Origin of the sequence: Nocardioides sp. NPDC092400, from assembly GCF_040684155.1 — a bacterium.
In the GTDB taxonomy this organism is placed as follows: domain Bacteria; phylum Actinomycetota; class Actinomycetes; order Propionibacteriales; family Nocardioidaceae; genus Nocardioides.
The window spans coordinates 635292-660347 of the sequence record NZ_JBFBFJ010000001.1 but is presented as its reverse complement, the minus strand read 5'-3'; the positions used below and the strand labels follow the sequence as shown (position 1 = coordinate 660347).

General features: G+C 75.0%; 23 protein-coding genes. 15 read left to right on the top strand and 8 right to left on the bottom strand.

The window, feature by feature from the left end:
* Positions 1-183 precede the first annotated feature (183 nt).
* The 8 genes from AB0N29_RS03235 to AB0N29_RS03200 all read left to right on the top strand — a co-directional run bounded on the left by AB0N29_RS03235 (position 184) and on the right by AB0N29_RS03200 (position 9105).
* Positions 184-624, top strand: a complete 441-nt coding sequence (locus AB0N29_RS03235; RefSeq protein ID WP_364864070.1) for a VOC family protein — start codon at positions 184-186, stop codon at positions 622-624.
* Positions 625-687: 63 nt separating this feature from the next.
* Complete coding sequence (locus AB0N29_RS03230; RefSeq protein WP_364864068.1) at positions 688-1497, top strand: alpha/beta hydrolase; 810 nt, start codon at positions 688-690, stop codon at positions 1495-1497.
* Positions 1470-2675, top strand: a complete 1206-nt coding sequence (locus tag AB0N29_RS03225) for a SpoIIE family protein phosphatase (RefSeq protein ID WP_364864066.1) — start codon at positions 1470-1472, stop codon at positions 2673-2675. The genes AB0N29_RS03230 and AB0N29_RS03225 overlap by 28 nt, the downstream gene beginning before the upstream one ends.
* A gap of 130 nt (positions 2676-2805) precedes the next feature.
* The gene (locus tag AB0N29_RS03220) at positions 2806-4278 is read left to right on the top strand and encodes an aspartate aminotransferase family protein (RefSeq protein WP_364864064.1); all 1473 of its coding nucleotides are present in this window, start codon (positions 2806-2808) and stop codon (positions 4276-4278) included.
* Complete coding sequence (locus AB0N29_RS03215; protein ID WP_364864062.1) at positions 4275-5567, top strand: SidA/IucD/PvdA family monooxygenase; 1293 nt, start codon at positions 4275-4277, stop codon at positions 5565-5567. Before AB0N29_RS03220 ends, AB0N29_RS03215 begins: the two co-directional genes overlap by 4 nt.
* Positions 5564-7948: a GNAT family N-acetyltransferase gene (locus tag AB0N29_RS03210; RefSeq protein WP_364864060.1), complete on the top strand. Its 2385-nt coding sequence runs from the start codon at positions 5564-5566 to the stop codon at positions 7946-7948. Before AB0N29_RS03215 ends, AB0N29_RS03210 begins: the two co-directional genes overlap by 4 nt.
* On the top strand, positions 7945-8472 hold the full coding sequence (locus AB0N29_RS03205) for a 2'-5' RNA ligase family protein (RefSeq protein WP_364864058.1): 528 nt from the start codon (positions 7945-7947) through the stop codon (positions 8470-8472). Before AB0N29_RS03210 ends, AB0N29_RS03205 begins: the two co-directional genes overlap by 4 nt.
* Positions 8473-8502: 30 nt before the next feature.
* Entirely contained in the window at positions 8503-9105 is a 603-nt protein-coding gene (locus tag AB0N29_RS03200; protein WP_364864056.1) for a pentapeptide repeat-containing protein, read from the top strand.
* Positions 9106-9113: 8 nt separating this feature from the next.
* On the opposite strand, the gene AB0N29_RS03195 is transcribed toward AB0N29_RS03200, so the two are convergent.
* Together AB0N29_RS03195 and AB0N29_RS03190 are read right to left on the bottom strand one after the other, a co-directional pair.
* Positions 9114-9278, bottom strand: coding sequence for a hypothetical protein (locus tag AB0N29_RS03195; RefSeq protein ID WP_302270508.1), 165 nt, complete (start codon positions 9276-9278; stop codon positions 9114-9116).
* A gap of 9 nt (positions 9279-9287) precedes the next feature.
* Positions 9288-9866 (bottom strand): TetR family transcriptional regulator, encoded by a 579-nt coding sequence (locus AB0N29_RS03190; protein ID WP_364864054.1) that lies wholly within the window; start codon positions 9864-9866, stop codon positions 9288-9290.
* A 134-nt stretch (positions 9867-10000) separates the two neighbouring features.
* On the opposite strand from AB0N29_RS03190, the gene AB0N29_RS03185 reads away from it, so the two are divergent.
* The 5 genes from AB0N29_RS03185 (at position 10001) to AB0N29_RS03165 (ending at position 15350) form a co-directional block, all read left to right on the top strand.
* On the top strand, positions 10001-10603 hold the full coding sequence (locus AB0N29_RS03185) for a biotin transporter BioY (RefSeq protein WP_364864052.1): 603 nt from the start codon (positions 10001-10003) through the stop codon (positions 10601-10603).
* Positions 10604-10613: 10 nt separating this feature from the next.
* Positions 10614-11312 carry an ABC transporter ATP-binding protein gene (locus AB0N29_RS03180; RefSeq protein WP_302270504.1) on the top strand — a complete coding sequence of 233 codons (699 nt, stop codon included), beginning with the start codon at positions 10614-10616 and terminating at the stop codon, positions 11310-11312.
* Positions 11309-11920 (top strand): CbiQ family ECF transporter T component, encoded by a 612-nt coding sequence (locus AB0N29_RS03175; protein WP_364864050.1) that lies wholly within the window; start codon positions 11309-11311, stop codon positions 11918-11920. Before AB0N29_RS03180 ends, AB0N29_RS03175 begins: the two co-directional genes overlap by 4 nt.
* A gap of 759 nt (positions 11921-12679) precedes the next feature.
* Complete coding sequence (locus tag AB0N29_RS03170) at positions 12680-13942, top strand: DUF222 domain-containing protein (RefSeq protein WP_364864048.1); 1263 nt, start codon at positions 12680-12682, stop codon at positions 13940-13942.
* A 484-nt stretch (positions 13943-14426) separates the two neighbouring features.
* A complete protein-coding gene (locus AB0N29_RS03165) occupies positions 14427-15350 on the top strand; it encodes an NADP-dependent oxidoreductase (RefSeq protein ID WP_364864046.1) in 924 nt (307 codons plus the stop codon).
* A 25-nt stretch (positions 15351-15375) separates the two neighbouring features.
* Here AB0N29_RS03165 and AB0N29_RS03160 read toward each other — a convergent pair whose 3' ends face one another.
* From AB0N29_RS03160 to AB0N29_RS03150, 3 genes are all read right to left on the bottom strand, one after another.
* Positions 15376-15951, bottom strand: a complete 576-nt coding sequence (locus tag AB0N29_RS03160; protein WP_364864044.1) for a GNAT family N-acetyltransferase — start codon at positions 15949-15951, stop codon at positions 15376-15378.
* On the bottom strand, positions 15921-17312 hold the full coding sequence (locus AB0N29_RS03155; RefSeq protein ID WP_364864042.1) for an amidase: 1392 nt from the start codon (positions 17310-17312) through the stop codon (positions 15921-15923). The genes AB0N29_RS03160 and AB0N29_RS03155 overlap by 31 nt, the downstream gene beginning before the upstream one ends.
* A 72-nt stretch (positions 17313-17384) precedes the next feature.
* Positions 17385-17936, bottom strand: a complete 552-nt coding sequence (locus tag AB0N29_RS03150; protein WP_364864040.1) for an NAD(P)H-dependent oxidoreductase — start codon at positions 17934-17936, stop codon at positions 17385-17387.
* A gap of 104 nt (positions 17937-18040) precedes the next feature.
* Here AB0N29_RS03150 and AB0N29_RS03145 point away from each other — a divergent pair, with 104 nt between their 5' ends.
* On the top strand, positions 18041-18646 hold the full coding sequence (locus AB0N29_RS03145; protein WP_364864038.1) for a TetR/AcrR family transcriptional regulator: 606 nt from the start codon (positions 18041-18043) through the stop codon (positions 18644-18646).
* 21 nt (positions 18647-18667) lie between these two features.
* Here the strand turns inward: AB0N29_RS03145 and AB0N29_RS03140 are convergent, their stop codons facing one another.
* Together AB0N29_RS03140 and cimA are read right to left on the bottom strand one after the other, a co-directional pair.
* Positions 18668-19324, bottom strand: coding sequence for an SDR family oxidoreductase (locus tag AB0N29_RS03140; RefSeq protein WP_364864036.1), 657 nt, complete (start codon positions 19322-19324; stop codon positions 18668-18670).
* 43 nt (positions 19325-19367) lie between these two features.
* On the bottom strand, positions 19368-20963 hold the full coding sequence (cimA, locus tag AB0N29_RS03135) for a citramalate synthase (protein WP_364864034.1): 1596 nt from the start codon (positions 20961-20963) through the stop codon (positions 19368-19370).
* A gap of 243 nt (positions 20964-21206) precedes the next feature.
* Here cimA and AB0N29_RS03130 point away from each other — a divergent pair, with 243 nt between their 5' ends.
* On the top strand, positions 21207-23441 hold the full coding sequence (locus AB0N29_RS03130; RefSeq protein WP_364864032.1) for a GH92 family glycosyl hydrolase: 2235 nt from the start codon (positions 21207-21209) through the stop codon (positions 23439-23441).
* 11 nt (positions 23442-23452) lie between these two features.
* On the opposite strand, the gene AB0N29_RS03125 is transcribed toward AB0N29_RS03130, so the two are convergent.
* Positions 23453-25054 (bottom strand): serine/threonine-protein kinase, encoded by a 1602-nt coding sequence (locus AB0N29_RS03125; protein WP_302270488.1) that lies wholly within the window; start codon positions 25052-25054, stop codon positions 23453-23455.
* Positions 25055-25056: the final 2 nt, after the last annotated feature.

The window sequence follows — 25056 nt, the reverse complement described above, 5'->3', positions numbered from 1 at the left end:
CGCGGCGAGCACGAGGGCGACATCGTCGAGCGGCCGCTCGGTCGGCCGACATCTCATCGGCCGGCCGATGGAACTGGCGCTTGGCCGATGAAGTTTCAGCGGCCCACCGGGAGCTTCGTCGGCTGGCCGCTGAAGCTCCCGCGACGGCTGACCGAGGCGCGGTCCGCGGACTAGGGTGCGTCAATGGCGACGGCGACGGTGCGGCAGGTCCAGGTGACGTTCGACTGCGCGGACCCGGAGCGGGTCGCACGCTTCTGGTGCGAGGTGCTGGGGTACGTCGTGCCGCCGCCGCCGGAGGGCTTCGGCTCGTGGGCGGACTTCGACGCCTCGCTCCCGCCGGAGCACCAGGGCTCGGCGTTCGCCTGCGTCGACCCGACGGGTGCCGGGCCGCGGCTGTTCTTCCAGCGCGTCCCGGAGGGGAAGGTCGTGAAGAACCGGGTCCACCTCGACGTGCGGGTCGGCACCGGACTCGTCGGCGAGGAGCGGGTGGCGGCGCTCGAGGCCGAGGGGGCGCGGCTGGAGGCGCTCGGCGCCGTGCACGTACGGCTGCTGCCCGCCGACGGGGTCGACGAGTCCTGCCTGGTGATGCAGGACGTCGAGGGCAACGAGTTCTGCCTCGACTGAAGCGACCGGACGGAGCCGTTCGACTCTTGGCCGCCGGCCGGGCCCCCCGCTAGCGTCACCGGCATGGACCCCGTGACGCGCCACGCCGTGACCGTCCAGGGACCACTCGACGCCCCACCCCTGGTGTTCGCCCACGGCTTCGGGTGCGACCAGAGCATGTGGCGGCACGTCGCCCCGGCGTTCGCGGACCGCCACCGGGTGGTGACGTTCGACTTCGCGGGCGCCGGCGGGAGCGACCCCGCGGCGTACGACCCCGACCGGCACCGGCACCTCGACGGCTACGCCGCCGACCTCCTCGACGTGCTGCAGGCCCTCGACCTGCGCGACGTCGTGCTGGTCGGCCACTCGGTCGCGGCGATGATCGGGGCCCTGGCCACCATCGCCGAGCCGGAGCTGTTCGCGGGCCTGGTCATGGTCGGGCCCTCCCCCCGCTACCTCGACGACGACGGCTACACCGGCGGCTTCACGCGCGAGGACATCGACGAGCTGCTCTCCTCCCTGGCCAGCAACTACCTGGGCTGGTCGGCCGCCATGGCACCGGCGATCGTCGGGAACCCCGACCGACCCGAGCTGGGCCACGAGCTCACAGCGGCGTTCTGCCGCACCCACCCCGACGTCGCGCGCCGCTTCGCCGAGGCGACGTTCCTCTCCGACAACCGCGCCGACCTGCCCCACGTGGCGGTGCCGGCGCTGGTCCTGCAGTGCCGCGAGGACGTCATCGCCCCCGTCGAGGTGGGGGCGTACGTCGCCGAGCAGCTGCCCGACGCGACCCTGGTGGTCCTCGACGCCATCGGCCACTGCCCCCAGCTCAGCTCCCCGGAGCTGACGGCCGACGCCATCCGCGCATGGCTCGACGAGCAGGCCGCGGCCTGAGCCCCGCGACGGGTGGGCTCCAGCAGGCCGAGCCGGCCGCGCGGCTGCTCGACCGGGCCCCGTGCGGCCTCCTGACGACCGACCCGGACGGCCGGGTCGTGACGGTGAACGCGACGTTCCTCCGCTGGACGGCGCGGCGCGCCGAGGAGGTGGTCGGCCGACGGCTGGTCGAGCTGCTGACCCCGGGCGGGCGGATCTTCCACGAGACCCACTACGCGCCGCTGCTGCGGCTCCAGGGCTCGGTGCACGAGCTGGCCGTCGACCTGCGCTGCGCGGACGGGGCCCGGCTCCCGGTGCTCCTCAACGCGACCCTCGTGCGGGAGCCGGACGGGCCGGACGGGGCGGGCGGGGCGGAGCGGGAGGTCCACGTCGCGGTCTTCGAGGCGACCGAGCGCCGGCGCTACGAGCAGGACCTGCTGCGCGCCCGCGACGAGGCCCGGGCCGCCGAGGACCGGGCCCGCTCGCTGGCCCGCACCCTGCAGCAGACGCTCATCCCGCCGGTCCCGCCGCAGGTCCCCGGCCTCGACCTCGCCGCGGCGTACCGCCCCGCCGGCGACGGCACCCAGGTCGGCGGTGACTTCTACGACGTCTTCCCCACGGCCCCCGACGAGCACGTCGTCGTGCTCGGGGACGTGTCCGGCAAGGGCGTCGACGCGGCGGTCGTGACCTCGCTGGTGCGCAATACCGTGCGCGCGCTCGCGGTGCTCCACCACCGGCCCTCCGACCTGCTGGCCGAGCTCAACGACGTCGTCGGCGCCCACGAGACCGAGCGCTTCTGCACGGTCGTGCTGATGCGCATGAGGCGCGAGGCGGACGGCGCCTGGCAGGTCACCGTCAGCGCCGGCGGACACCCTCCGCCGATCCTGCTGCGGCCCGGCCGGCGCCCGGTCGAGCTGGCGGTGGGCGGCCCGCTCGTGGGCGTGCTCGGCGACCAGACCTGGGCCGAGGTCGAGCTGCGGGTGCTGCCGGGCGAGGCGCTCGTGCTCTACACCGACGGGGTCACCGAGGCGCGGGGTGCGGAGGCCTACTTCGGCGACGAGCGCCTGCTGGCCACCCTCGACCGGCTCGGGACCGGCGACGTCGCGAGCCTGGTGGAGGCGCTCACCGACGAGGTCGTCGCGTTCCAGTCCGGCGTCACCCACGACGACGTCGCGATCGTCGCCCTCTCCCCGCGCTGAGCCCTCCCGCCTCGCGCGGCCGCGACGCGGCCGGAGTGTGACAAGAGTCCCAGGGAGCGGGCCAGGGGTTGCGGACCCGTCATCGGGTGTCAATAAGGTGAGCCTTACCTAACTCGGAAGGACAAGGCTCGTGCTCCCAGCCTCACCGACGCGCCAGCGTGCCCGCGACACCCGCCACCTGTTCCACCCCGACCACCTCGACGACTTCCTCGCCAGCATGCGCCTCGGCCTGGACCACCTCGCCGACGCGCTGCGCGCCCAGTCCGGGCCCGCGACCGGCGTGCTGCCCGAGCAGGCCGCGAAGGTCGTCGCCGACGTCGACCTGGACCGCCCGCTCGGCGACACCGGCGCCGCGCTCGCCGAGATGAGCCGGGTCTGGCTCGACGACGCGGTCTGGTTCCACGACCCGTCGTACGTCGCGCACCTCAACTGCCCCGTCGTGGTGCCGGCGCTCCTCGCCGAGCTCTTCGTGTCATCGGTCAACTCCTCCCTCGACACCTTCGACCAGAGCGTCGGAGGCACCTTCGTCGAGCGGCACCTGGTCGACTGGACCGCCGCCCGGATCGGCTTCGGAGCCGGCGCGGACGGCATCTTCACCAGCGGCGGGACGCAGTCCAACCTCCAGGCGCTGCACCTGGCGCGCGACGCCGCGCTGGTCGCCGGCCACCCCGTGACGGACCTGCGGGTCCTGGCCTCGGTCGACGGCCACTTCAGCGTGCAGAAGGCCGCCCGACTGCTGGGCCTCTCCCCTGACGCGGTCCTCACCGTCCCGGTCGACGCCGACCACCGGATGGACCCCGCCGCGCTCGGCCGGGCGCTCGCCGGCGTCCGGGAGGCGGGGCTGGTGCCGATGGCCGTCGTCGCGACGGCCGGCACCACCGACTTCGGCGCGGTCGACCCGCTGCCGGCGGTCGCCGCCCTCGCCTCGGCGTACGGCGCGTGGCTGCACGTCGACGCGGCGTACGGCGGCGGCATGCTCGCCTCCGCCCGGCTCCGCCCGCGCCTGGACGGCATCGAGCGGGCCGACTCGGTGACGGTGGACTACCACAAGACCTGGTTCCAGCCGGTCTCCTCCAGCGCGCTGGTCGTCCGCGACGGGCGCCACCTCGGCCACGTGACCTGGCACGCCGACTACCTGAACCCGAAGGACCCCGAGGGCACCGGGCACCCCAACCAGGTCGACAAGAGCCTGCAGACCACCCGCCGGTTCGACGCCCTCAAGCTGTGGCTGACGCTGCGCGTGATGGGGCCCGACACCATCGGCGGCTACGTCGAGGACGTCGTCGACCTGGCCACCGCGGTCGGCGCGCGGCTGGCCGACCACCCGGACCTCGAGCTCGCGGCGACGCCGCAGCTCTCGACGGTGGTGTTCCGCTACCGGCCCGCCGGGCTGGCGGAGGACACCGCCGACCTGCTCGCCGGGCGCATCCGCGCCACCCTCTACGAGCGCGGTGCGGCCATGGTCGCCGCCACCAAGGTCGACGGACGCTGCTGGCTCAAGCTCACCCTGCTGAACCCGATGGCCACCCTCGAGGACGTCCTCGCGGTCACCGACGCCGTCGCCGGGCTCGGCCGCGAGCTCACCGCGGAGGTGGCGGCATGAGCACCGGCCACGTCCACGACGTCGTCGGCATCGGGCTGGGCCCGTTCAACCTCGGCCTCGCCTGCCTCGCCGACCCGGTCGAGGACCTCGACTGTGTCTTCCTCGAGGCGCGGGACCACCTGGCGTGGCACCCCGGGATGATGCTCGACGACGCGACGCTGCAGGTGCCGTTCCTCGCCGACCTGGTGACGATGGCCGACCCGACCTCGCGCTGGTCGTTCCTGAGCTACCTCAAGGAGACCGGCAACCTCTACCCGTTCTACATCCGCGAGTCCTTCTACCCGCTGCGGCGGGAGTACGACGACTACTGCCGCTGGGCCGCCGAGCGGCTCGGGTCGGTGCGCTTCGGGCAGGCCGTGACCGCGGTCGAGCACGACGGCAGCTGCTACGTGGTGACGACCGCCCGCGGGGAGGTGTTCCGCGGCCGGCGGGTCGTGCTCGGCACCGGCACGCAGCCGCGCGTGCTCTCCTGCGTGCGCGACGCCGGAGGGCCGGCCATCCACTCCGCGGACTACCTCGTCCACAAGCAGGCGCTCCAGCGGCTGCCGCGGATCACGATCGTCGGCAGCGGGCAGAGCGCGGCGGAGATCTACCACGACCTGCTCGGCGAGAGCCCCGACCACGACTACGAGCTGGTGTGGCTGACGCGGAGCCCCCGGTTCTTCCCGATGGAGTACACCAAGCTCACCCTCGAGATGACCTCGCCGGAGTACACGACGTACTTCCAGGGGCTCCCGGCCGGGACGCGCGACCGGCTGCTGCGCGAGCAGCGCTCGCTCTACAAGGGCATCAGCGGCGACCTCGTCGACGCGATCTTCGACCTGCACTACCGCCTGCGGGTGCAGGGCGCCGGGCCGCGCACCACGCTGATGACCGGCACGGCCGTGACCGAGGCGGCCTGGGACGGCACGGCGTACACGCTCGGGCTGCACCACGACGAGACCGGGGAGGACGTCTCGGTGCGCACCGAGGGCCTCGTGCTCGCGACCGGGTACGCCGCGCGCGTGCCGGACTTCCTCGAGCCGGTGCGCGACCGGCTGCGGCTGGACGGGCAGGGGCGGTACCTCGCGTCGGCGGCCTACGCCGTCGACCACGGCGGATCCGAGGTCTTCGTGCAGAACGCCGAGGAGCACACCCACGGCTTCGTGGCTCCCGACCTCGGCATGGGTGCCTACCGGAACTCGGTGATCATCGCGGCGCTGACCGGCCGCGAGGTCTACCCCGTGGAGAAGCGGATCGCCGTGCAGTCCTTCGGCGTCCCCGACCACCTGCGGAGCGTGCCGCGATGACCCCCTCCTCCGCGGGCACGACCCTGGAGCCGCTCGACCTGGACCGCGACCTCGGCCTGCTGCACCGCTGGGTCACCCACCCGCGCTCGGCGTTCTGGCTGATGCAGGGCGCGACCGTGCAGGACGTCGCGGCGGAGTACGCCGCGATCGCCGACGACCCGCACCACCACGCCTGGCTGGGTCGGGTCGGAGGCGAGCCGGCGTTCCTGGCCGAGACCTACGACCCGGTCCGGTCCGGGCAGTCGCCGGTCGCGGACCTGCCCGACCTGCGGCCCGGCGACCTCGGCATGCACGTGCTCGTCGCGCCGCCGACCGGCGACCCGGTGCCGGGCTTCACCCGCCGGGTCTTCGCCGCCGTCCTCGACCACTGCTTCGCCGACCCCGCCGTACGTCGCGTGGTGGTCGAGCCCGACGCCCGCAACGGCGCGATCCGCGCGATGAACACCGCCTTCGGGTTCCGCGAGCTCCGCACCGTCCACCTGACCACCCCCGTCGAGAAGGAGGCCGTCCTGTCCGTCCTGGACCGACCGTCCCCCCTGCCCACCCCGTCGTCCGCGGCCACCGGCCGCGCGAGCGACCTGCTCGCCGACCACCTGGCGCCCGACCACCTGGCCCGCGCGCAGCGGCACCTGGTCACCAAGGCGCTCTCCGAGCTCTCCCACGAGCGCCTGCTGGAGCCGGTCGCGACCACCCCCGGCGCCTGGGAGCTGGCCTCCCCCGACGGCCGCGCGACGTACCGGTTCCGTGCCGAGCGGCTCGCGCTCGAGCACTGGGCCGTCGACCCGGCCAGCGTCGAGCGGACCCTCGACGGCGAGCCGGCGCCGCTGGACGTGCAGGACCTCGTCGTCGAGCTGGCGCCGCTGCTGGGCATCCCCGACGGCCTGCTGCCCACCTACCTCGAGGAGCTCGCCGCCACGCTCGCGTCGGCGGCCTGGAAGCTCGAGCACTCCACGCGGTCGGCCGAGGAGCTGCTCGACACGCTGCTGGAGCGCCCGGCGGCCGAGGGCTACCAGGCGGTCGAGGCCGCGATGACCGAGGGCCACCCGGGCTTCCTGGCCAACAACGGGCGGATCGGCTTCGGCGTCGACGACCACGCGGCGTACTCCCCCGAGGCGGGTGCGCCGGTCCGCCTGGTGTGGGTCGCCGCCCGGCGCGAGCACACGCGGCTCTCGCTGTCCGCGGACCTCACCGAGGACGCGCTGTGGGCGGCCGAGCTCGACGACGACACGCGCGTGGGGTTCGAGAAGCGGCTGCGCGACCTGGGGCTCGACCCGGGCGAGTACCTCTACCTCCCGCTGCACCCGTGGCAGTGGCGCAGCAGGGTGGCGGTGACCTTCGCCCCCGACGTCGCGCGGCGCGACCTCGTGCCGCTCGGCGAGGGGCCCGACCACTACCGGGCGCAGCAGTCGATCCGGACGTTCTTCAACACCAGCCGGCCCGGGCGGCACTACGTCAAGACCGCGCTGGCGGTGCAGAACATGGGCTTCCTGCGTGGTCTCTCGCCCGCCTACATGGGTCCCACGCCGGCCATCAACGACTGGGTGGCCGGCCTGGTCGAGGGCGACCCCGAGCTCCGCGCATGCGGGTTCACGGTGCTGCGCGAGCGGGCGGCGATCGGCTACACCGGCGACGCCTACCACCGGCTCGCCGAGCGGCAGGGCGTGCGGTCGCCGTACCAGAAGATGCTCGCCGCGCTCTGGCGCGAGAGCCCGCTCCCCCGGCTCGCCGAGGGCGAGCGGCTGGCGACGATGGCCTCGCTGCTGCACCGCGACGGCGACGGTCGCGCGTTCGTCTCCGCGCTGGTGGCGCGCTCCGGGCTGCCCGCCCGGGAGTGGGTACGGCGCTGGCTCGACGCCTACGTCCGGCCGGTCGCGCACTGCCTGGTCGCGCACGAGCTGGCGTTCATGCCCCACGGCGAGAACCTCGTGCTGGTGCTCCGCGACGGCGTCGTCGACCGCGTCGTGATGAAGGACGTCGGCGAGGAGGTCGCGGTCATGGACGACCAGCCGCTGCCGCCGGAGGTCGAGCGGATCCGCGCCGACGTCCCGCAGGACGTCCGCGCCCTCGCGCTGCACACCGACGTCCTGGACGGGGTGCTGCGGCACGTGGCGGCGGTCCTGCACCTCGACGGGGTGCTGGACGAGCGCGCGTTCTGGGCGGAGGTGCGCGACTGCCTGGTGCGCCACCGCGAGGACCACCCCGAGCTGGCGGAGCGGCACGCGGCGTACGACCTGCTGCGGGCGGAGTTCCGGCACAGCTGCCTCAACCGGCTGCAGCTGCGCAACACCCTGCAGATGGTCGACATCGCCGACCAGGCGGAGTCGCTGATGTACGCCGGCACGCTGGTGAACCCGGTGGGGGTGCTTGACTCCCCGGCGTGACGCATCCCGGCCACACCGTGCTGCAGGTGCCGGTCCCGCCGCTCGAGCAGGTCGTGCGGGGCCGGCACGCGCACTACGACCCCGCCTGGGTGTCCAGCGACCCGGCGTTCGTGCACGCGCACGTGACCGCGCTCGGGCCGTGGCTGCCCGCGCCGGGTGCCGGAGACCTGGCGGCGGTCGGCACGATCGCGGCGTCGACCCCCGCCTTCGACGTCGTGCTCGCCGAGGTGGCGACGTTCCCGAACGGGATCATCCACCTCGTGCCCCAGCCGGACGGACCCTTCCGCGAGCTGACCGCGCGGCTGGCGCAGGCGTTCCCGCAGTGCCCGCCGTACGCCGGGGAGTTCGAGCCGGTCCCCCACCTGACCCTGGACCTGCGCTCCGACGCCGTCACGGAGGCCTCGACGCTCGAGCTGCTGGGCGGGGTGCTGCCGGCCCGTTCCCGCGTCGACGCGCTGGACCTGGCGTGGTACGAGGCCGACGGCTGCCGGCTGCTGCACCGCTGGTCGCTGGCCGGCGGGTGAGCGTCGGCGACGTGTGCTTGGCTCACGCCCATGAGCACCGTCGACGTCGAGGACGAGCACCTGCACGACCTGGACCTGTACGGCGAGGACCTCGGCGCCGCGCGGTACGTCGGGTGCACCTTCACCGGCGTCGACCTGACCGGGGCGACCTCGCGGGGAGCGGTCTTCGAGCGGTGCACGTTCCACGGCGGCCGCCTCGACTCCTCCCGGCACGTCTCGACCGCGTTCGTGGGCTGCGACTTCCGGCGGGTTTCCTTCGCCGACGCCACCCTGGAGGGCTGCAAGCTCACCGGGTCGGTGCTCAGCGAGTGCACCCTGCGGTCGCTGCGGGTCGTCGGCGGCGGGGTCTGGCGCGGCGTCACGGTCCGGGGCACGCGCCTGGCGCGCCTCGACCTCACCGGCCTCGACCTCCGCGAGAGCGACCTGTCGTCGTCCGACTTGACCGGGGCGGTGCTGCGCGACGCCCTGCTCACCGACGCGGTGCTCCAGGGAACGGTGCTCGACGGCGCCGACCTGCGGGGGGCCACCCTCGACGGGGTCGACCTGACGACGGCCCGTCTGCGTCGTACGAGGCTGGACGTGGCGGGTGCCGTCCTCCTCGCCGAGCAGCACGGAGCGCTCGTCGAGGGCTGAGCGCTTCGTCAGCGCCGGCGGCGGGACCGCACGACCAGCACGACGACCAGCGCCACGAGGGCGAGGAACACCAGCAGCGTCCCCACCATGATCGCGATCTCGACCGGGTGCGGCGCGAGGGGGTTCAGCTCGTGCTCCTCGGCGCGGAGCGACAGCGGGAGACGGATCAGCACGCTCGGATCCTACGGCTGCGCGTCGGCCGCACCGACCGCGCCCACGCGTGCGCGGATCCCGTCGACCACCAGGCCGACACCGACGGTGAAGTCCGAGCGCTGGCGGGGGCCGTCCTCGATCGCCCCGGCGCTGCCGGCCTGCAGGTGGGTCTGCTCGTCCATCGTGTGACCGAAGACCAGGTGGAGCAGGGTGCGGGTCGCGGCTCGGACGAGGTCGTCGGGTGCGCCCGAGCCGGCGACGGCCTCGGCCAGGGCGTGCTCGGGAGCCTGCGCGCCGAGCCCGAAGGCGTGCACGGTGGCCACGACCTCGGCCCCGTCGCGGTAGGCCAGCATCGCGTCCCGCAGCTCCACGCACAGGGCCAGCACGCGCTGCTCCCAGGTGCCGACCGGTGCCGGGCGTGCTCCCCTGACGAGGAGCTCGTCGGCGACCGCCGCGAGGAGGAGCTGCTTGCTCGGGAAGTGGTGGTAGAGCGCGCTCGGCTGGACGCCCAGCTCCTTGCCCAGCCGCCGCATCGTGAGGTCGGCGAGGCCGTGGGCGTCGAGCACCCGCAGGGCCTGGTCGACCACGTCCACCCGGTGGTTGCGCACCGTCCCGCCCCTCTCCGCCGCACCTCGGCCGTGGTCGTGCGGTCCCGTTGACCGGACGACCGGTCACACCCTAACCTGAACGCCGTTCACCTGACCAGCGTTCAGGTGCCTGCCACCTCCGTGAAGGACCACCGATGACGATGACCTCCGAGCCCACCACCGCCGCGCCGCGCCGTCCCCGACTGACGACGACGGACCTCTCGCTGGTCGCGGCGTTCGCCGCCCTGGTCGCGGCGTGCGCGCTCGTCGGAGGAGTGCCCGTCGGCGGCGCCGGCGTGGAGATCACGCTGCAGACCTTCGGCATCCTGCTGGCCGGGTGCGTGCTGGGCCCGGTCCGCGGCCTCCTCGCGGTCGCGCTCTACCTGGGCCTCGGGGCCGCGGGCCTGCCCGTGTTCTCCGGCAGGGAGGGCGGGCTGGGCTCGTTCGCCGGCGCCAGCGCCGGCTACCTGTGGTCCTTCCCGCTGGTCGCCGGCCTCGCCGGGCTGCTCGTGCGGCAGGTGGCGGGGCGCAGGCGGAAGAGCCGGGCGTTCTGGGTGTTCCTCTGCGCCGTGCCCGCGGTCGTGGTCAACCACCTGCTGGGGATCGTCGGCATGAAGTACTGGTTCGACGTCTCCTGGGCGGTGGCGTGGGGGTACGACGCGCCGTTCTGGGCCGGCGACCTGCTCAAGGCCGCCCTCGTCGCCCTCGTCGCCGCCGAGGTGCACCGCGCGTTCCCGCAGCTGCTGCACCGCCGCTGATACTGCTCGCGTGCCCCGCATCGACCTCGACGCCGCGTCCGTCGCGGTGCCCACGCCCGACGGGGACCGCGTCGTCCTCGAGCCGACGACCCTGACGCTCACCGAGCACCGGATCGGCGTGGTCGGCGCGAACGGCTCGGGCAAGTCCACCCTCGCCCGGCTGCTCAACGGGCTGGTCGCGCCGACGTCCGGCCGGGTGCTGGTCGACGGGCTCGACGTGGCGCGCGAGGGCGCCGCCGTACGCCGGCGGGTGGGGTTCTGCTTCACCGACCCGTCCGCCCAGCTGGTGATGCCCACCTGCGTGGAGGACGTCGAGCTGTCCCTGCGGCGCACCGAGCGCGACCCCGCCCGCCGCCGCGCCGCCGCGCTCGCGGTCCTCGCCGAGCACGGCCTTGCCGGGCACGCCGACGTGTCGGTGCACGCCCTCTCCGGCGGGCAGAAGCAGCTGCTGGCCCTCGCCGGCGTGCTCGCCACCTCCCCCGACGTGCTGGTCGCCGACGAGCCGACCACGCTGCTCGACCTGGCCAACACCCGGCGGATCGCCGACCTGCTGTTCTCGCTGCCCCAGCAGCTGGTCCTGGTCACCCACGACCTCGACCTGGCCGCCCGCTGCGACCGGGTGCTGGTGGTGCTCGACGGTGCCGTGGCGTACGACGGCGAGCCGGCCGCCGCCGTGGCCCACTACGTCGCCGCGGTGACCACGCCGTGAGCCACCCGCTGCTCGTCGGGACCTACCAGCCGGGCCGGACGGTGCTGCACCGGATGCCGGTCGGGCCGAAGGTGCTCCTCCTCGCCGTCTTCAGCGTCGCCGTCGTGGTCGTCCGGTCGATGCCGGCGTCGTTCGTCACGCTGGCCCTGGCGGTCGGCGCCGCCCTCCTCGCCCGGGTCGCGCTCGCGGCGGTGGGACGCGCGCTGCGCGGGCTGCTGGTCCTCGTCGTCGTGGTCTCGGCGGTCCAGTGGTGGGTCAACGGGCTCCCCCGCGCCGCCGAGACCACGCTCGACCTGGTCGCCCTCGCACTCGCCGCGCTCGTCCTCACCGCCACCACCCCGGTCAACGCCCTGCTCGACGCGATCGTGCGGTGGTTGCGACCGTTCCGCCGGGTCGGGGTCAACCCCGAGCGGGTCGCGCTCGCCTTCTCCCTCGCCGTCGCCGCCCTCCCCGCGACCCTCACCCTCGCCCTCGAGACCCGTGACGCCGCCCGCGCCCGCGGCCTGGGCCGCCACCCCCGCGCCCACCTCACACCGTTCGTCGTCCGCGTCGTCGCCCGCGCCCACGAGACCGGCGACGCCCTGCACGCCCGCGGCCTCGGCGACTGACCCCGGCCTGTCGCGCAGCCGAGCCCCGGCGAGGCGCGCAGGGCGCTCACCTCCGGCCGCCGGGCGGTGCCCCGCTGGTCGAGCAGCCGAGCGCCAGCGGGGCGTCGTCGAGACTCGGTCAGGTGCGCAGGGCCTCGGGTGCGCGCCTCAGGCCGCCGGACGGTGCCCCGCTGGTCGAGCAGCCGAGCCCCACCGAGGCGTCGTCGAGACCCGGTGAGATGCGGGCCTCGGGTACTCGTCTCCTAGTGCCGGGTCATGGGTGGTGGCGGTGGGGGCAGCTACGGGAGAGGCACGGCGCGTGGCCGAGGCGGTCTCCCGGCTGCCGCTGGTCGAGCAGCCGAGCGCCAGCGAGGCGTCGTCGAGACCCGGTGAGGTGCGCAGGGCCTCAGGTGCTCGCCCCCGGCCGCCGGACGGTGCCCCGCTGGTCGAGCAGCCGAGCCCTGGCGAGGCGTCGTCGAGACCCGGTGAGGTGCGCAGGGCCTCGGGTGCGCGCCTCCGGCTTCCTGGTCATGGGGGGTTGCGGTGGGGGCAGCTTCGAGAGGGGTACGGCGGGTGGACGCGGCGGTCTGCCGGCTGCCAGGTCGCCCTGCTGGTCGAGCAGCCGAGCCCTGGCGAGGCGTCGTCGAGACCCGGTGAGGTGCGCAGGGCCTGGGGCTCTCGAGTCGGCCGGCGAGAACTCACCGAACTTGTCGTCCACGATGTGGTCTGACCTGGGGAAACGACCTCGGGACTGTCGGTGGTCGGTGCTTGAGTAGATCCATGGCCAAGGACTCCCGACGCAGCACACACGTGGTGTGCCGCGCCGTCGCGAAGACCCGCAAGCAGATGCGCTCGGCCGCCGAGGTCCACCTGTGGTCGATGTCGGACGACGACGTCACCGACACCCTGGTCGAGGCGACCCGGTTGCGCGCGCAGGCCGAGGCCCTGGAGCTACGCCTGGTCGCGGAAGCCGACCGCCGGCACGCCGGCGAGCGGGTCGGTGCCACCGACACCGCCGCTTGGTGGGCGACCGAAACGCATCAGACCCGTCCCGCTGCGAAGCACCGCATGCGGCTGGCCGAGTCCTTGGACCGCCACTGCCAGACGGCAACGGCTTTCGCCGAGGGCGAGGTGTCGGTCGATCACGCTCGCGTCATCACCGAGTGCCTCGACAAGCTGCCCGCCGGCCTGGACGACCCGACCATCCCGCTCCGTGCGGAGCAGCACCTGCTGGCCGAGGCGCGGCACCGTGACCCCAAGGCGTTGCGGGTCCTGGCCAAGCACGTCCTTACCGTCGTGGCCCCGGAGGTCGGCGAGGCACGCGACGCCCGTGCCCTGGAGGCCGAGGAGCGGCTCGCCCGCGAGACCGCGTGGCTGACGATGAGCCCCGACGGCCGCGGGTCGGTGGTCGGGAAGTTCAAGATCCCCGAGCTGCACGGCGCCATGCTGAAGAAGACCCTATTGGCGTTCGCGGCCCCGAAGCACCAAGCCGCCACCCAGGAACCAGGCGGATCCGAGCCCGTGGAGCGGCGGCCGTCACCGGAACGGATGGGTGACGCGTTCTGCGAGCTCCTCGAACGCCTCCCCACCGCCTCGGTCCCGAAGCTCGGCGGGCTCAACGCCACCGTCGTCATCACCATGGACATCGCCTCGCTCCTCGGCGGACTCGCACCCGGTGTCCTCGACGACGGCGCCACCATCTCCGCAGCCACCGCACGGAGACTGGCCTGCGAGGCAGGCTTGATTCCCGCCGTCCTCGGGTCGAGGTCCGAGCTGCTCGACCTCGGCCGCACCACCCGCCTCTTCTCCGGCGCTCAGCGCCGGGCGCTGAACCTCACCCAACCGACCTGCACCGCAGACGGCTGCGACTGGCCCGCCCACCTCTGCCACGCCCACCACGACCAACCCTGGTCCACCGGCGGAGCCACCGACCTGACGAACGCCCGGAACCTCTGCCCCAGGCACCACGCCCGCATCCACGACCCTGCGTACGACACCACCCACCTGCCCGGAGGGGAGGTCGCCTTCCACCGGAGGACTTAGGCCGAGCAGAGCGACTCCCTCCTCCACCGCAACCACAGCGGTCGACCCCCGCCGGCCGTGGGCCGAGAAGCAGCCGCGCCCAGGACCTCGACCCCAGCGGCGCGCAACCACACGACTCGAAAAAGGAGCCTCGAGCCGAGCCCACCCGGCGGCCCGACGACCATCTCTAGGTCCTGCGCGCACCTCGCGGGGTCTCGACGACGCTCGCCAGCGCTCGCTGCTCGACCAGCGGCAAGCTGGCCCAGACGACCACCCATAGGCCCTGCGCACCTCACGGGGTCTCGACGACGCTCGCCAAGGCTCGCTGCTCGACCAACAGGGCCGGGTCTCGGCGACGCTCGCTCGCGCTCGCTGCTCGACCAACAAGGCGACGCTCGCTCGCTGCTCGACCGGCGGCGGCGGGGCGGGCCCGGATGGAATACCTGGGGCGGTGGGACCGATGAGGAACGGAGACCGAGCAGGACGAGCAGACGGAGGAGAGCGCGTGCGCGCAGCGGTGTACGACCGATTCGGTGGGGCCGACGTGATCGAGGTGCGGGAGGTCGCCGACCCGCCCGTGGGCCCGGACACGGTCCTGGTCCGAGCCAGGGCGACGAGCGTCAACCCGGTGGACTGGAAGATCCGCGAGGGCTACCTGCAGGGCGCCTACCCCCACCACCTGCCGATCATCCCGGGCTGGGACGTCGCGGGCGTGGTCGAGGCGGTCGGGCCGTCGGTGCGGTCCGGGCTCCAGCCGGGCGACGAGGTCTACGGCTACGTGCGGCGCGACGACGTCGCGTTCGGCACCGCGGCGGAGCTGGTCCCAGCGCCCGAGCGGACGGTCGTCCGGAAGCCGGCGAACCTCTCCTTCGAGGAGGCCGCCGCGATCCCGCTCGCCGGTCTCACCGCCTGGCAGCTGGTCGTCGAGGCGCTCGAGGTGGGCGAGGGCGACCGCGTGCTGGTGCACGCGGCGGCCGGCGGCGTCGGGCAGTTCGCGGTCCAGGTCGCCAAGTCCCGCGGTGCGACGGTCGTCGGCACCGCCCGCAGCGACAAGCACGACTACCTGCGCCGGCTCGGTGTCGACGAGGTCGTCGACTACACGCAGGGCACGATCAGCGAGCAGCTCTCGGCCAAGGTCGACGCGGTCGTCGACCTCATCGGCGGCGACGCCCTCGAGGACGCACCGAACCAGGTGCACGACGTCTCGAGGGTCGCCTCCGTCGTGGACGCCGACACGGTGCTGCGCATCGGCGGCCGGTACGTCTTCGTCCGGCCCGTGGCCGAGCACCTCGACGAGCTGCGCGCCCTCGCCGAGGCAGGGGCGCTGCGGGTCGACCTCGCCGCGACGTACCCGCTCGAGCGGATCGGCGACGCCCACCGCGCCAACGAGGACGGCCGCACCCGCGGCAAGATCGCGGTCACGATCTGAGCGACGACCGCGCCGGAGGGCGGCGTCACCAGACGTCGCCCTCCCGCCAGTCGCACGCCAGCGGCAGGTCGAGGTCGAGCGGGCGGACGCCGGAGGGGTCCGGGCCGCACAGCACGTACGTCGAGCCGTCGTCGTCCGCGGTCCGCTCACGGCCGCGCGGCCCGAGCACGGAGGTCGGCCCGCGCCACGGGACCCACCCGCGGCCGCGGTACAGGCCGGCGCCGGCGTCCGAGGACGACAGCGCCAGCAGGTCGTACGCCGCAGCGAGCCCCTCCAGCGCCGCCATGACCGCGGTCGCGTGACCACGACGCCGCTGGCCGGGATGCGTGGCGACCGCCTCGACGTACCCGCACCGCAGCGACCGCTCCCCCGCCCCGGCCCCCACGAGCAGGCGCCGCTGGACCAGCGAGCCGTGCGCCACCAGCACGCCGTCGACGCGGACCAGCGCGTGCATCCCCCCGAGGGCGTGGGACCAGTCGGCGTCGGTGAAGTCGTCGAAGGCCGCGTCCACCAGCGCCCGCGCGGCGGCCAGGTCCGCGGCCGCCAGGTGGGCGGTGTGCGCGAGGACGGTCACCACTGGGGCGGCCGGCGGTGCGCCCACGGAGCGGCCTCCTCGACCTGGGCGGCGAGCGCGAGCAGCAGCTGCTCCTCGGCCGGCCGGGCGGCCAGCATCACGCCGACCGGCAGCCTGTCGTCGGTCCAGTGCAGCGGCAGCGAGACGGCCGGCATGCCGGTGACGTTCCAGGCCGACGTCCAGGGCGTGAAGCGCTTCTGCGCCTCGAAGTCCGCCGCCGGGTCCGCGTCGTCCCGGATCGCGCCGACCGGCAGCGGCGGCGCGGCGAGGGTCGGCGTCAGCACCGCGTCGTACGGCGCCAGCGCGACCAGTGCCTCCGCGGCGAACCTCCGCACCGCCCCGATCGCCAGTCCCAGCTCCGGCCCGCTGACGGCGCGACCGCGGTCGCCGAGCCACCGGGTGAGCGGCCTGAGCAGGTGCTCGCGACCCTCCGGGGCGGCCGACATCGCGGTCAGCACCGCCCAGCAGGTCTCGAACTCCGGCACCGCCTCGCGGGGCAGCGGGACGGCGACGTCCTCGACCTCGTGGCCCAGCGACTCCAGCAGGCGGGAGGCGTCCTCCCAGGCCTGCACGACCGCCGGGTCGAGCTCGGCGTCGGCGATCACCGGCTCCACGAACCGCGCGACCCGCAGGCGCCCCGGCGACCAGTCGCACGACTCGAGGAACGTGCCGCTCGGCTCGGGCGCCCAGGACGGGTCGCCGGACCGCCGGCCGGCCAGGACGTCGAGCAGCGCGGCCGCGTCGCGGACCGTGCGCGCGACCGGCCCGGCGGTGGCCAGGCCGACCGGGTCGCCGTACATCGGGAAGCCGGAGATCCGCCCCCGGGACGGCTTGAGGCCGACCAGTCCGCAGCAGGAGGCGGGGATCCGGATCGACCCACCGCCGTCGGAGCCCTGCGCGACCGGCACCAGGCCGGCCGCGACCGCCGCGGCCGCTCCGCCGGAGGAGCCGCCCGCCATCCGGGTCCGGTCCCACGGGGTCACCGCCGGCGGGCGCCCGTCCGGCTCGGTGTAGCAGGGCGACCCGAACTCCGGCGTGCTCGTCTTGCCGAGGCTCACCAGCCCGGCGGCCTCCAGCGACAGCACGACGCCGTCGGAGGTGTCGGGGACGAAGTCGTCGAACGCCGCCGACCCGAACGTCGTCCGGACACCGGCGGTCAGGTTGAGGTCCTTGACCGCGGTCGGCACGCCCGCGAGCGGACCGGGCGCGGACGCCGCCGTCGCGGCCGCCGAACGCGCCTGCTCGGGGGTGAGCGTGACGAACGCGCCGACCGTGTCGAGACGGTCGGCGCGTTCGAGGTAGTGGTCGACGAGCTCGAGGCTCGAGACCTCACCACGCCGGACGAGGGCGCCCTGCTCGAGGGCGGTCAGGTCGTGGAGGTCGGCCATGCGACCGACGCTAGCCGTCAGGCACGACTGCGTCAGTCGCTCGGCCGGCAGGAGCCGGCAGGAGCCGGCGGGTCAGGCGGCCGAGGACGGCGCGGCGTCGTAGGCGACGAGCGCCTCGAGGGCGCCGCGCAGCTTGCCGAGGACCTCCTCGTCGTTGAGGACGTCGACCTCGACGCCCGGCTGGGAGACGGTGACGTCCTCGAGGACGACCGCGCCCGCGACGTTGGCGGAGCGCACCGTGTCGGCGTGGGCCCAGCGGCCGCCGTACGGCGTGGGCGTGGTGCCGACGACCGCGAACGGCTTGGCGACCAGCGCGCCGGCGCCGTAGGGGCGCGAGAGCCAGTCGATGGCGTTGTTGAGCACGGCCGGCATGGTGCCGTTGTACTCCGGCGTGACGACCAGGACGCGGTCGGCGGCGGCCACCTGGCGGCGCACGTGGGTGGCGGCGTCGGGGGCGGTCTCGCCGTCGATGTCCTCGTTGTAGAACGGCAGGTTCTCGAGGCCGTCGACGATGTCGACCTCGACTCCCTCCGGGGCCCGGGCCGCGAGCAGCTCGGCGATCTTCCGGTTGAGCGAGTCGGCGCGGAGGCTGCCGACGAGGACGGCGACGCGGGTCTGGGACATGGTTGCTCCTGGGGTCGTGCGACGAACGGTCGCCAGCCCAAACGGACCTCGGTCCGGTTGTATTCCCGGCACCGTGTCGGCGTGGTCCCTACAGTGGCGACGTCATGTCCGGACCCCACCTGCTGCCGCTGCTCGGCGACCCGCCGCCCGAGCGGCGCGACGCCGCGCGCAACCGCGAGGCGCTCCTCACCGCGGCCCAGGAGCTGGTGGACGCGTGCGGGGTCGACCACGTGACGATGGAGGCGGTCGCGGCCCGGGCCGGGGTCGGCAAGGGCACGGTGTTCCGCCGGTTCGAGTCCCGCGAGGGCCTGATGGCCGCGCTGCTCGACTTCTCCGAGACGGCCTGGCAGGCGGCGGTCATCTCCGGTCCCCCGCCGCTGGGACCGGGGGCGGACCCGCTGGAGCGGCTGCTCGCCTTCGGCCGGTCCCGCCTGGAGTCGACCCTGCGCCACCAGGAGCTCATCCGCGCGGCGGGCCGTGCCGGCTCGCGGTCGTACGCCGTGTGGTCGTTCACCGCGATGCACGTGCGCTACCTGCTCGACGAGCTCGGCGTGCAGGGCGACCTCCCGCTGCTCGCGACCGCGCTGCTGGCGCCACTCGAGCTCCCCATCCTCGAGCAGCAGCTCTCGGTCGAGGGGTTCCCGCTCGAGCGCGTCGTGCACGGGTGGGTCGACCTGGTCGAGCGGGTCCTGCGGCCGCCGGGCGACTGAGTCCGTCCGCGGCAGCCGGGCTCACCCGGCGTACGGCACCTCCGTCGCCCACGCGTCGAGGTCCTGGTGGGCCGCTGCCCAGATGGCGTCGGCGACCCGGTCGGGGGTGAAGGCCCCCTCGCGCGCCAGGGTCCCGTGCACGGTGACCGACACCGCCCGGATGCCGTCCGGCGCGAGCGCCGCGTCGAGGCTGTGCACGAGGTTGCGCACGCCGGCCTTCTGCACCCCGAGCGAGGCCGCCCGGTGCCAGGGCCGGTCGGCGGCCGCGGGCCCGGTGACCGTCACCCGCCCGCCGGCGGACATGAAGGGACGCGCGGCCTGCACGCAGGTGAGCAGCGCCCCGACCCCGAGCGCGACGTCCTCGAGCAGCTCGGCCACCGTGAGCTCGAGCGGGTCCTTCTCCCGGAAGGCGCTCGGGTTGAAGTGCAGCACGTCGACCCGGCCGCCGAACCCGCCGAACCGCTGCACCGCAGCCGTCGCCGCCTCGACGTCGGTCACGTCCACGACCGCCCGGCCGACCGCCGCACCGAGGTCCTCCAGCTGGCCGGCGAGCGCCACCAGCTGGTCCTCGTCGACGCCCAGCAGGCCGACGTCGTACCCCTCGCGGGCGAAGCGCCGGGCCACCGACCCGCTGACCCCCGGTCCGGCTCCGACGACGACGATGACGGGACGGCTCATGGCCCCACCCTCGCAGGACGGCCGGCCTCCGGCCACCCGCGGCTCAGTCGGCGTGGTGGCGGCGCAGGCCGAAGGTGAGGCCGTCGACGAGCGCGCCCCACGACGCCTCGATGACGTTGGCGCCCACGCCGACCGTCACCCACGACGACCGGCCGTCGGTGGTCTCGATGAGGACCCGGGTGATCGCGTCGGTGCCGTGGCCCTGGTCGAGGATGCGCACCTTGTAGTCGATCAGCTCGAACTTCGCGACCTCGGGGAACGCCTGCCCGATCGCCGACCGCAGCGCCTGGTCGAGCGCGTTGACCGGACCGTTGCCCTCACCGGTCACGACGTAGCGCACCCCGGCGGCCCGCAGCTTGACCGTGGCCTCCGAGAGCGCCTCCTCGGCGGGCTTGGAGTCGGTGATCACCCGCCAGGACTCGACCTCGAAGTACGCCGGTCGGGCGCCCTCGACCTCCTCGAGCAGGAGCAGCTCGAACGACGCGTCGGCCGCCTCGAAGGTGTAGCCGCGCGACTCCAGCAGCTTGACCCGCTCGGTGATCCGCGTGACCAGGTCCTTGCCGGCGGGCGTGCCGGCGTCCAGGTCGAACCCGAGCTCGCGGCCCTTCAGCTCGATCGAGGCCCGACCCGCCATGTCGGAGACCAGCAGGCGCATGTCGTTGCCGACGCCCACCGGGTCCATGTGCTGGTAGAGGTTCGGGTCGACCTTGATCGCGCTGGCGTGCAGGCCGGCCTTGTGCGCGAACGCCGACGTGCCGACGTAGGGCTGGCGCGAGGCGGGCGGGACGTTGGTGACCTCGGCGACGGCGTGGGCGATCCGCGTCGCGTCGCGCAGCAGGCCCGCCGGCAGCACCGCGCGGTCCAGCTTGAGCTCGAGGTTGGCCACGACGGTCACCAGGTCGGCATTGCCGGTGCGCTCGCCGTACCCGTTGATGCAGCCCTGGACGTGCGTCGCGCCCGCCTCGACCGCGGCCAGGGTGTTCGCGACGGCGCAGCCGGTGTCGTTGTGGCAGTGGATGCCGACCCGCACGCCGGTCGTCTCGACGACGTCGTGGACCACGTCGGAGACCCAGGTGGGCAGCATTCCCCCGTTGGTGTCGCACAGGGCGACCACCTCGGCCCCGGCGTCGTACGCCGTCCGCAGCACCTCCAGCGCGTAGGCCCGGTTCGCCCGGTAGCCGTCGAAGAAGTGCTCCGCGTCGAGGAACACCTGCTGCCCCTCGGCGCGCAGGTGGCTGACGGTGTCGCGGACCATCGCGAGGTTCTCCTCCAGCGTGGTCCGCAGCGCCAGCTCGACGTGCCGGTCGTAGGACTTGGCCACCAGGGTGACCACGCCCGCGCCGCTGTCGCGCAGCGCCGCGACCATCGGGTCGTCGGCCGCCCGCGCCCCGGCCCGGCGGGTGGCGCCGAACGCCGCCAGCCGGGCGTGCCGCAGGTCCAGCTCGGCGGCGGCGCGGCGGAAGAACTCGGTGTCCTTGGGGTTCGCCCCGGGCCAGCCGCCCTCGATGTAGCCGACGCCCAGTCCGTCGAGCTGCTGGGCGATCGTGAGCTTGTCGGCGACGGAGAGGTTGAGCCCCTCCTGCTGGGCGCCGTCGCGCAGCGTCGTGTCGTAGACGTGGAACGAGCCGTGGAGGTCCATCGGTCTGTCTCTGCTTCCGGGCTGGGCTGGTCTGGGCTGGTCTGGGCTGGTGCGGGGGGGCTGGTGCTGGTGTGCGGGCACAAAAAAACCTCTCGGGGTGCGAGAGGTCGGCGCGTCGAGGGGCTCGACGCGCTAGGGAATGATGATCGGGGTGCGCTGCACGGCGCCATCGTGCCACGGCCGTCCGCTGGCCGGGACGGTGATCTCAGCACGCGAGCCGGCTCCCGCCCGTACGCTCCCCTGGTGAGGTGGCGGCGCACGGCGGGCACGGCGGCGCTGCTCGTGGCCCTCCCGGCGCTCTCCCTCGTCCCACCCGCCCCGGGCGCGGGCGCCGTCGGCCAGCCGCAACCGGACCTCACGCAGCCGGACCTCCCGCAGCCGGACCTCACGACCGGCACCGGAGGGGCCCCGCCGTGGTCCAGCGGTGCCACGACGCCCGCGGCGGCCCGTCCGTTCGGCATGGTCCAGCTGGGGCCGGACACGACCGCCGACGCGACGGGCGGGACGCCGTCGGCGACGGCCTCGGGGTACGCCGCCACCGACACCCACGTCCGCGGCTTCTCCCCCACCCACCTCTCCGGGGCGGGCTGCCCTGCGTTCGGGGACGTCCCGGTGCTGCCGTGGGCCGGCCGCGCGCCCGCCGACCCCTCCGCGGCGACCGTCGCGCTGGACCGGGCGAGCGAGCGCTCGGCACCCGGGTGGTACCGCGTCCGGCTGGCCAACGGCGTCACCGCCTCCCTCGCCGCCGACGACCGCTCGGGACTGGCCGCCTACCGGTTCCCCCGCGGCGCCGCACCGCGGCTGGTGGTCAAGGCCGACGGCAGCCTGGCCGGCACGAGCGCGGCCCGGGTGCGGCTGGTGGGCCGCCGCGAGGTGGTGCTGCGGGCGACCAGCGGTGGGTTCTGCGGCACCCCCACGGCGTACGACGTGCACGTGCGGCTGCGCCTCGACCGCCCGGTCGCGTCCGTCCGGCGCTGGCCCGGCGGGGTCGTCCTGCGCCTCGACCGCCCCACGGACGGCCGGGGCCGCCGGGACCGCACGGTGCGCACCCAGGTCGCGGTGTCCTTCGTCGACGCCGCCGGCGCCCGCGGCAACCTCGTGGCCGACGCACCGGGCTGGTCGGTCGAGCGGCTGCGCGCCGAGGCCGCCCGCGCGTGGGACGCCGAGCTCGGCCGGGTCGCCGCGACCGGCGGGACGACCGCCCGGCGCACGACGCTGCGCACCGCGCTGTACCACGTGCTGCTGCACCCCACGACGGTCAGCGACGCCGACGGCCGCTACCCCGGCTTCGACGGCCGGGTGCACCGGGTGGCGGCGGGCCACCGGCGCTACACGGCGGCGACCGCCTGGGACGCCTACCGCACCCACACCCCGCTGCTGGCCTGGCTGCGGCCGGACGTCGCCTCGGACCTGGTGACCAGCCTGCTCGCGGCGGCGCGGGAGGGCGGCTGGATGCCCCGGTGGCCGCTGGTCGCCCAGGACACCCTCGTGATGTCGGGCGACTCCGCCGCGCCGCTGGCCGCCGCGGCACATGCCTACGGCGCCCGAGAGTTCGACCTCCCCGGCGTCGTGGACGCCCTGGTCCGCCAGGCGACCGTCCCGACGCCCGCACGCCCCGGCCTCGCCGCGCAGCTCGAGCGCGGCTGGGTGCCCGGGGACGCCTCGACGACGCTCGAGCACGCGGTGGACGACTTCGCCGTCGCCCGGCTGGCCACGGCGGCGGGCCGCGGCCGCGACGCCGCCGGCCTGCTGGCCCGCAGCGGCTGGTGGCGCCACCTGCTCGACCCGGCGCGCCGGGTGCTGGCGCCGCGCGCCGCCGACGGCTCGTTCCCGGGCCCCGGCTGGGACCCCTCGTCCTGCTGCACAGGGTTCCAGGAGGGCACGGCCACGCAGTACACGTGGTTCGTCCCGCACGACATGGCCGGCCTGCTCGCGGCTCTCGGGACCCGCTCCGAGGTCCTCGCCCGCCTCGACGACCTCCACGCCGAGCTGGACGCGGGCGCCGGCCGGCACGCCTGGCTGGGCAACCAGCCGAGCCTGCTGACGCCGTGGGCCCACCTGTGGCTGGGCGAGCCGGCGCGCACCCAGGACGTCGTGGCCCGGGCGCTGGAGCAGCTGTGGCGTCCCGGACCGACGGGGCTGCCCGGGAACGACGACCTCGGTGGGCTGTCGGCGTGGTACGTCTGGGCGGCGCTCGGCCTGCAGCCGCTCGTCCCGGGGACCGACGTCACCGCGCTGGGCCGGCCGCTCTTCGACGAGGTCGTCGTGCGACCGCTCGGGGGCACCGCCACCCGGCTCGTGCGGCGCGGCGACGGCCGCCACGTCGCTGCCGTCACCGTCGACGGCCGGGCCCACACCTCGACGTGGCTCGGCCTGGGGCCGGGTCGCCCCCGCACGGTCGTCGTCGACACCACCGACGCCGACCGGCCTGCCTGGGGCACCCGCCCCGAGGACGTCCCGCCCTCGTACGGCGGCTGACGGCGGGTGGGTCAGGACCCGCCGAGCAGCCCACCGTCCGGCACCGAGAGGTCGGCGAACGGGCGGCCGTCGTCCGGCGCCCAGGAGGTGCCGGAGGCCTCGACGAGCGCACCCAGGCCGCAACCGAGCACGGCCACCGCGACCAGCCCGGCGAGCCAGCCGCGCACGCCGCGCGCAGTGGGGTCGACGACGCGCGACAGCGGCGAGCGGATGCGGGAGCCACCGGGGCCGAGCCAGAGCGCACCGGCCAGCAGCGTCCCGCAGACGAACAGGGTCACCGGCACCGACGCCGCCACGGCGTAGCAGAGCAGGCCGCCGGCGAGGGCGAGCCCGAGGCTCCACAGCAGGAGCACGACGGTGCCGGGGATCGAGCGCACCAGGTCCCACGGCGCCCCCAGGAGCAGCAGCACGCCGTCGTACCACTTGCGGCCGCGCAGGCGCCGGCGGTCGCCGGCCTTGCTCGCGGCCAGGGAGCCGCTGCGCAGCAGCCAGACCAGGACGAGGGTGAGCGCCGTCGCGACCCAGGGGTACGCCGCGAAGCCGGCGCCGGTGGCCAGGGCGCCGCCGAGCAGGAGCGTCCCGCGGCGGAACCGCTCGCCGACCGAGGTCCGCGGGACGACGTACTCCGCGACGTCCCAGTCGTGGACCGTCGGCTCCTGGCCCGCCTCGCGGGCGTCGTGGTCCACCAGGGTCTCGAACGGGCGGGTGTGGGTGCCGTCGGCGTCGGGCCGGTCCAGCATCACCGGCAGGGTCTCGATCGCCGGCTCGAGCACCGGCTCGGGCTCGGGCTCGAGGACGGGCGGGGGGACGCGTCGCCCGCGCCCGACCTGCGGCCGCAGCCAGGCGAGCAGCTGGTCGAGGGTGGGCCGCCGCTCCGGCTCGGGGTCGAGGGCGGCCTCGACGACGGCGGCGAGGTCGCCGGGCAGTCCGGAGACGTCGTGCTCCCCGCGCCGCACGCGGTCCATGACCGCCATCGACGGGCCGCGGCCGAAGGGCGGGCGACCGGTGCCGGCGTAGGCGACGGTCGCCGCCCAGGAGTGGACGTCGGAGGCGGTCGTCGCGTCGTCGCCGTACAGGATCTCGGGCGCGAGGTAGCCGGGCGTGCCGAGCAGCCAGCCGGTGTGGGTCAGCTTCGGGTCGTCGGCGACGCGGGCCAGGCCGAAGTCGATGAGGATCGGCGTGCGGCCCTCCATCAGGACGTTCGAGGGCTTCACGTCGCGGTGCAGCACCCCGGCGGCGTGGACCGAGGCGAGCCCCTCGGCGAGCGAGGCGGCGAACCAGGTGAGGTCGGCGCCGGTGATCGGCCCCTCCTCCACGACGTGGTCGTGCAGGGAGAGACCGGGGACGTAGCGCGTCGCGACGAACGGCACGACCGCCCACGGGTCGGCGTCGACGATCTCGGCGACCCAGCGGGAGCGGACGCGGGACAGCGAGCTGACCTCGCGGGCGAGCCGCTGCCGCGCCTCGTCGTCGCCGACGATGTGCGGCCGCAGCACCTTGAGCGCGACCCGGTCCCCCTCGGGGCTCCGGGCCAGGTGGACGACGCCCATGCCGCCCTCGCCGATCTTGGTGAGCAGGGTGTAGTCCCCCACCACCGCCTGCTGCGTCGTCACCC

Bases quoted from the DNA above. Each gene is read 5' to 3' on its own strand.
- AB0N29_RS03150 (WP_364864040.1), bottom strand. From the start codon at position 17,936: ATGTCCCAGACCCGCGTCGCCGTCCTCGTCGGCAGCCTCCGCGCCGAC.
- AB0N29_RS03170 (WP_364864048.1), top strand. From the start codon at position 12,680: ATGGCCAAGGACTCCCGACGCAGCACACACGTGGTGTGCCGCGCCGTC.
- AB0N29_RS03215 (WP_364864062.1), top strand. From the start codon at position 4,275: ATGAGCACCGGCCACGTCCACGACGTCGTCGGCATCGGGCTGGGCCCG.
- AB0N29_RS03235 (WP_364864070.1), top strand. From the start codon at position 184: ATGGCGACGGCGACGGTGCGGCAGGTCCAGGTGACGTTCGACTGCGCG.
- AB0N29_RS03210 (WP_364864060.1), top strand. From the start codon at position 5,564: ATGACCCCCTCCTCCGCGGGCACGACCCTGGAGCCGCTCGACCTGGAC.
- AB0N29_RS03185 (WP_364864052.1), top strand. From the start codon at position 10,001: ATGACGATGACCTCCGAGCCCACCACCGCCGCGCCGCGCCGTCCCCGA.
- AB0N29_RS03140 (WP_364864036.1), bottom strand. From the start codon at position 19,324: ATGAGCCGTCCCGTCATCGTCGTCGTCGGAGCCGGACCGGGGGTCAGC.
- AB0N29_RS03155 (WP_364864042.1), bottom strand. From the start codon at position 17,312: ATGGCCGACCTCCACGACCTGACCGCCCTCGAGCAGGGCGCCCTCGTC.
- AB0N29_RS03145 (WP_364864038.1), top strand. From the start codon at position 18,041: ATGTCCGGACCCCACCTGCTGCCGCTGCTCGGCGACCCGCCGCCCGAG.
- AB0N29_RS03200 (WP_364864056.1), top strand. From the start codon at position 8,503: ATGAGCACCGTCGACGTCGAGGACGAGCACCTGCACGACCTGGACCTG.
- AB0N29_RS03230 (WP_364864068.1), top strand. From the start codon at position 688: ATGGACCCCGTGACGCGCCACGCCGTGACCGTCCAGGGACCACTCGAC.
- cimA (WP_364864034.1), bottom strand. From the start codon at position 20,963: ATGGACCTCCACGGCTCGTTCCACGTCTACGACACGACGCTGCGCGAC.
- AB0N29_RS03225 (WP_364864066.1), top strand. From the start codon at position 1,470: ATGGCTCGACGAGCAGGCCGCGGCCTGAGCCCCGCGACGGGTGGGCTC.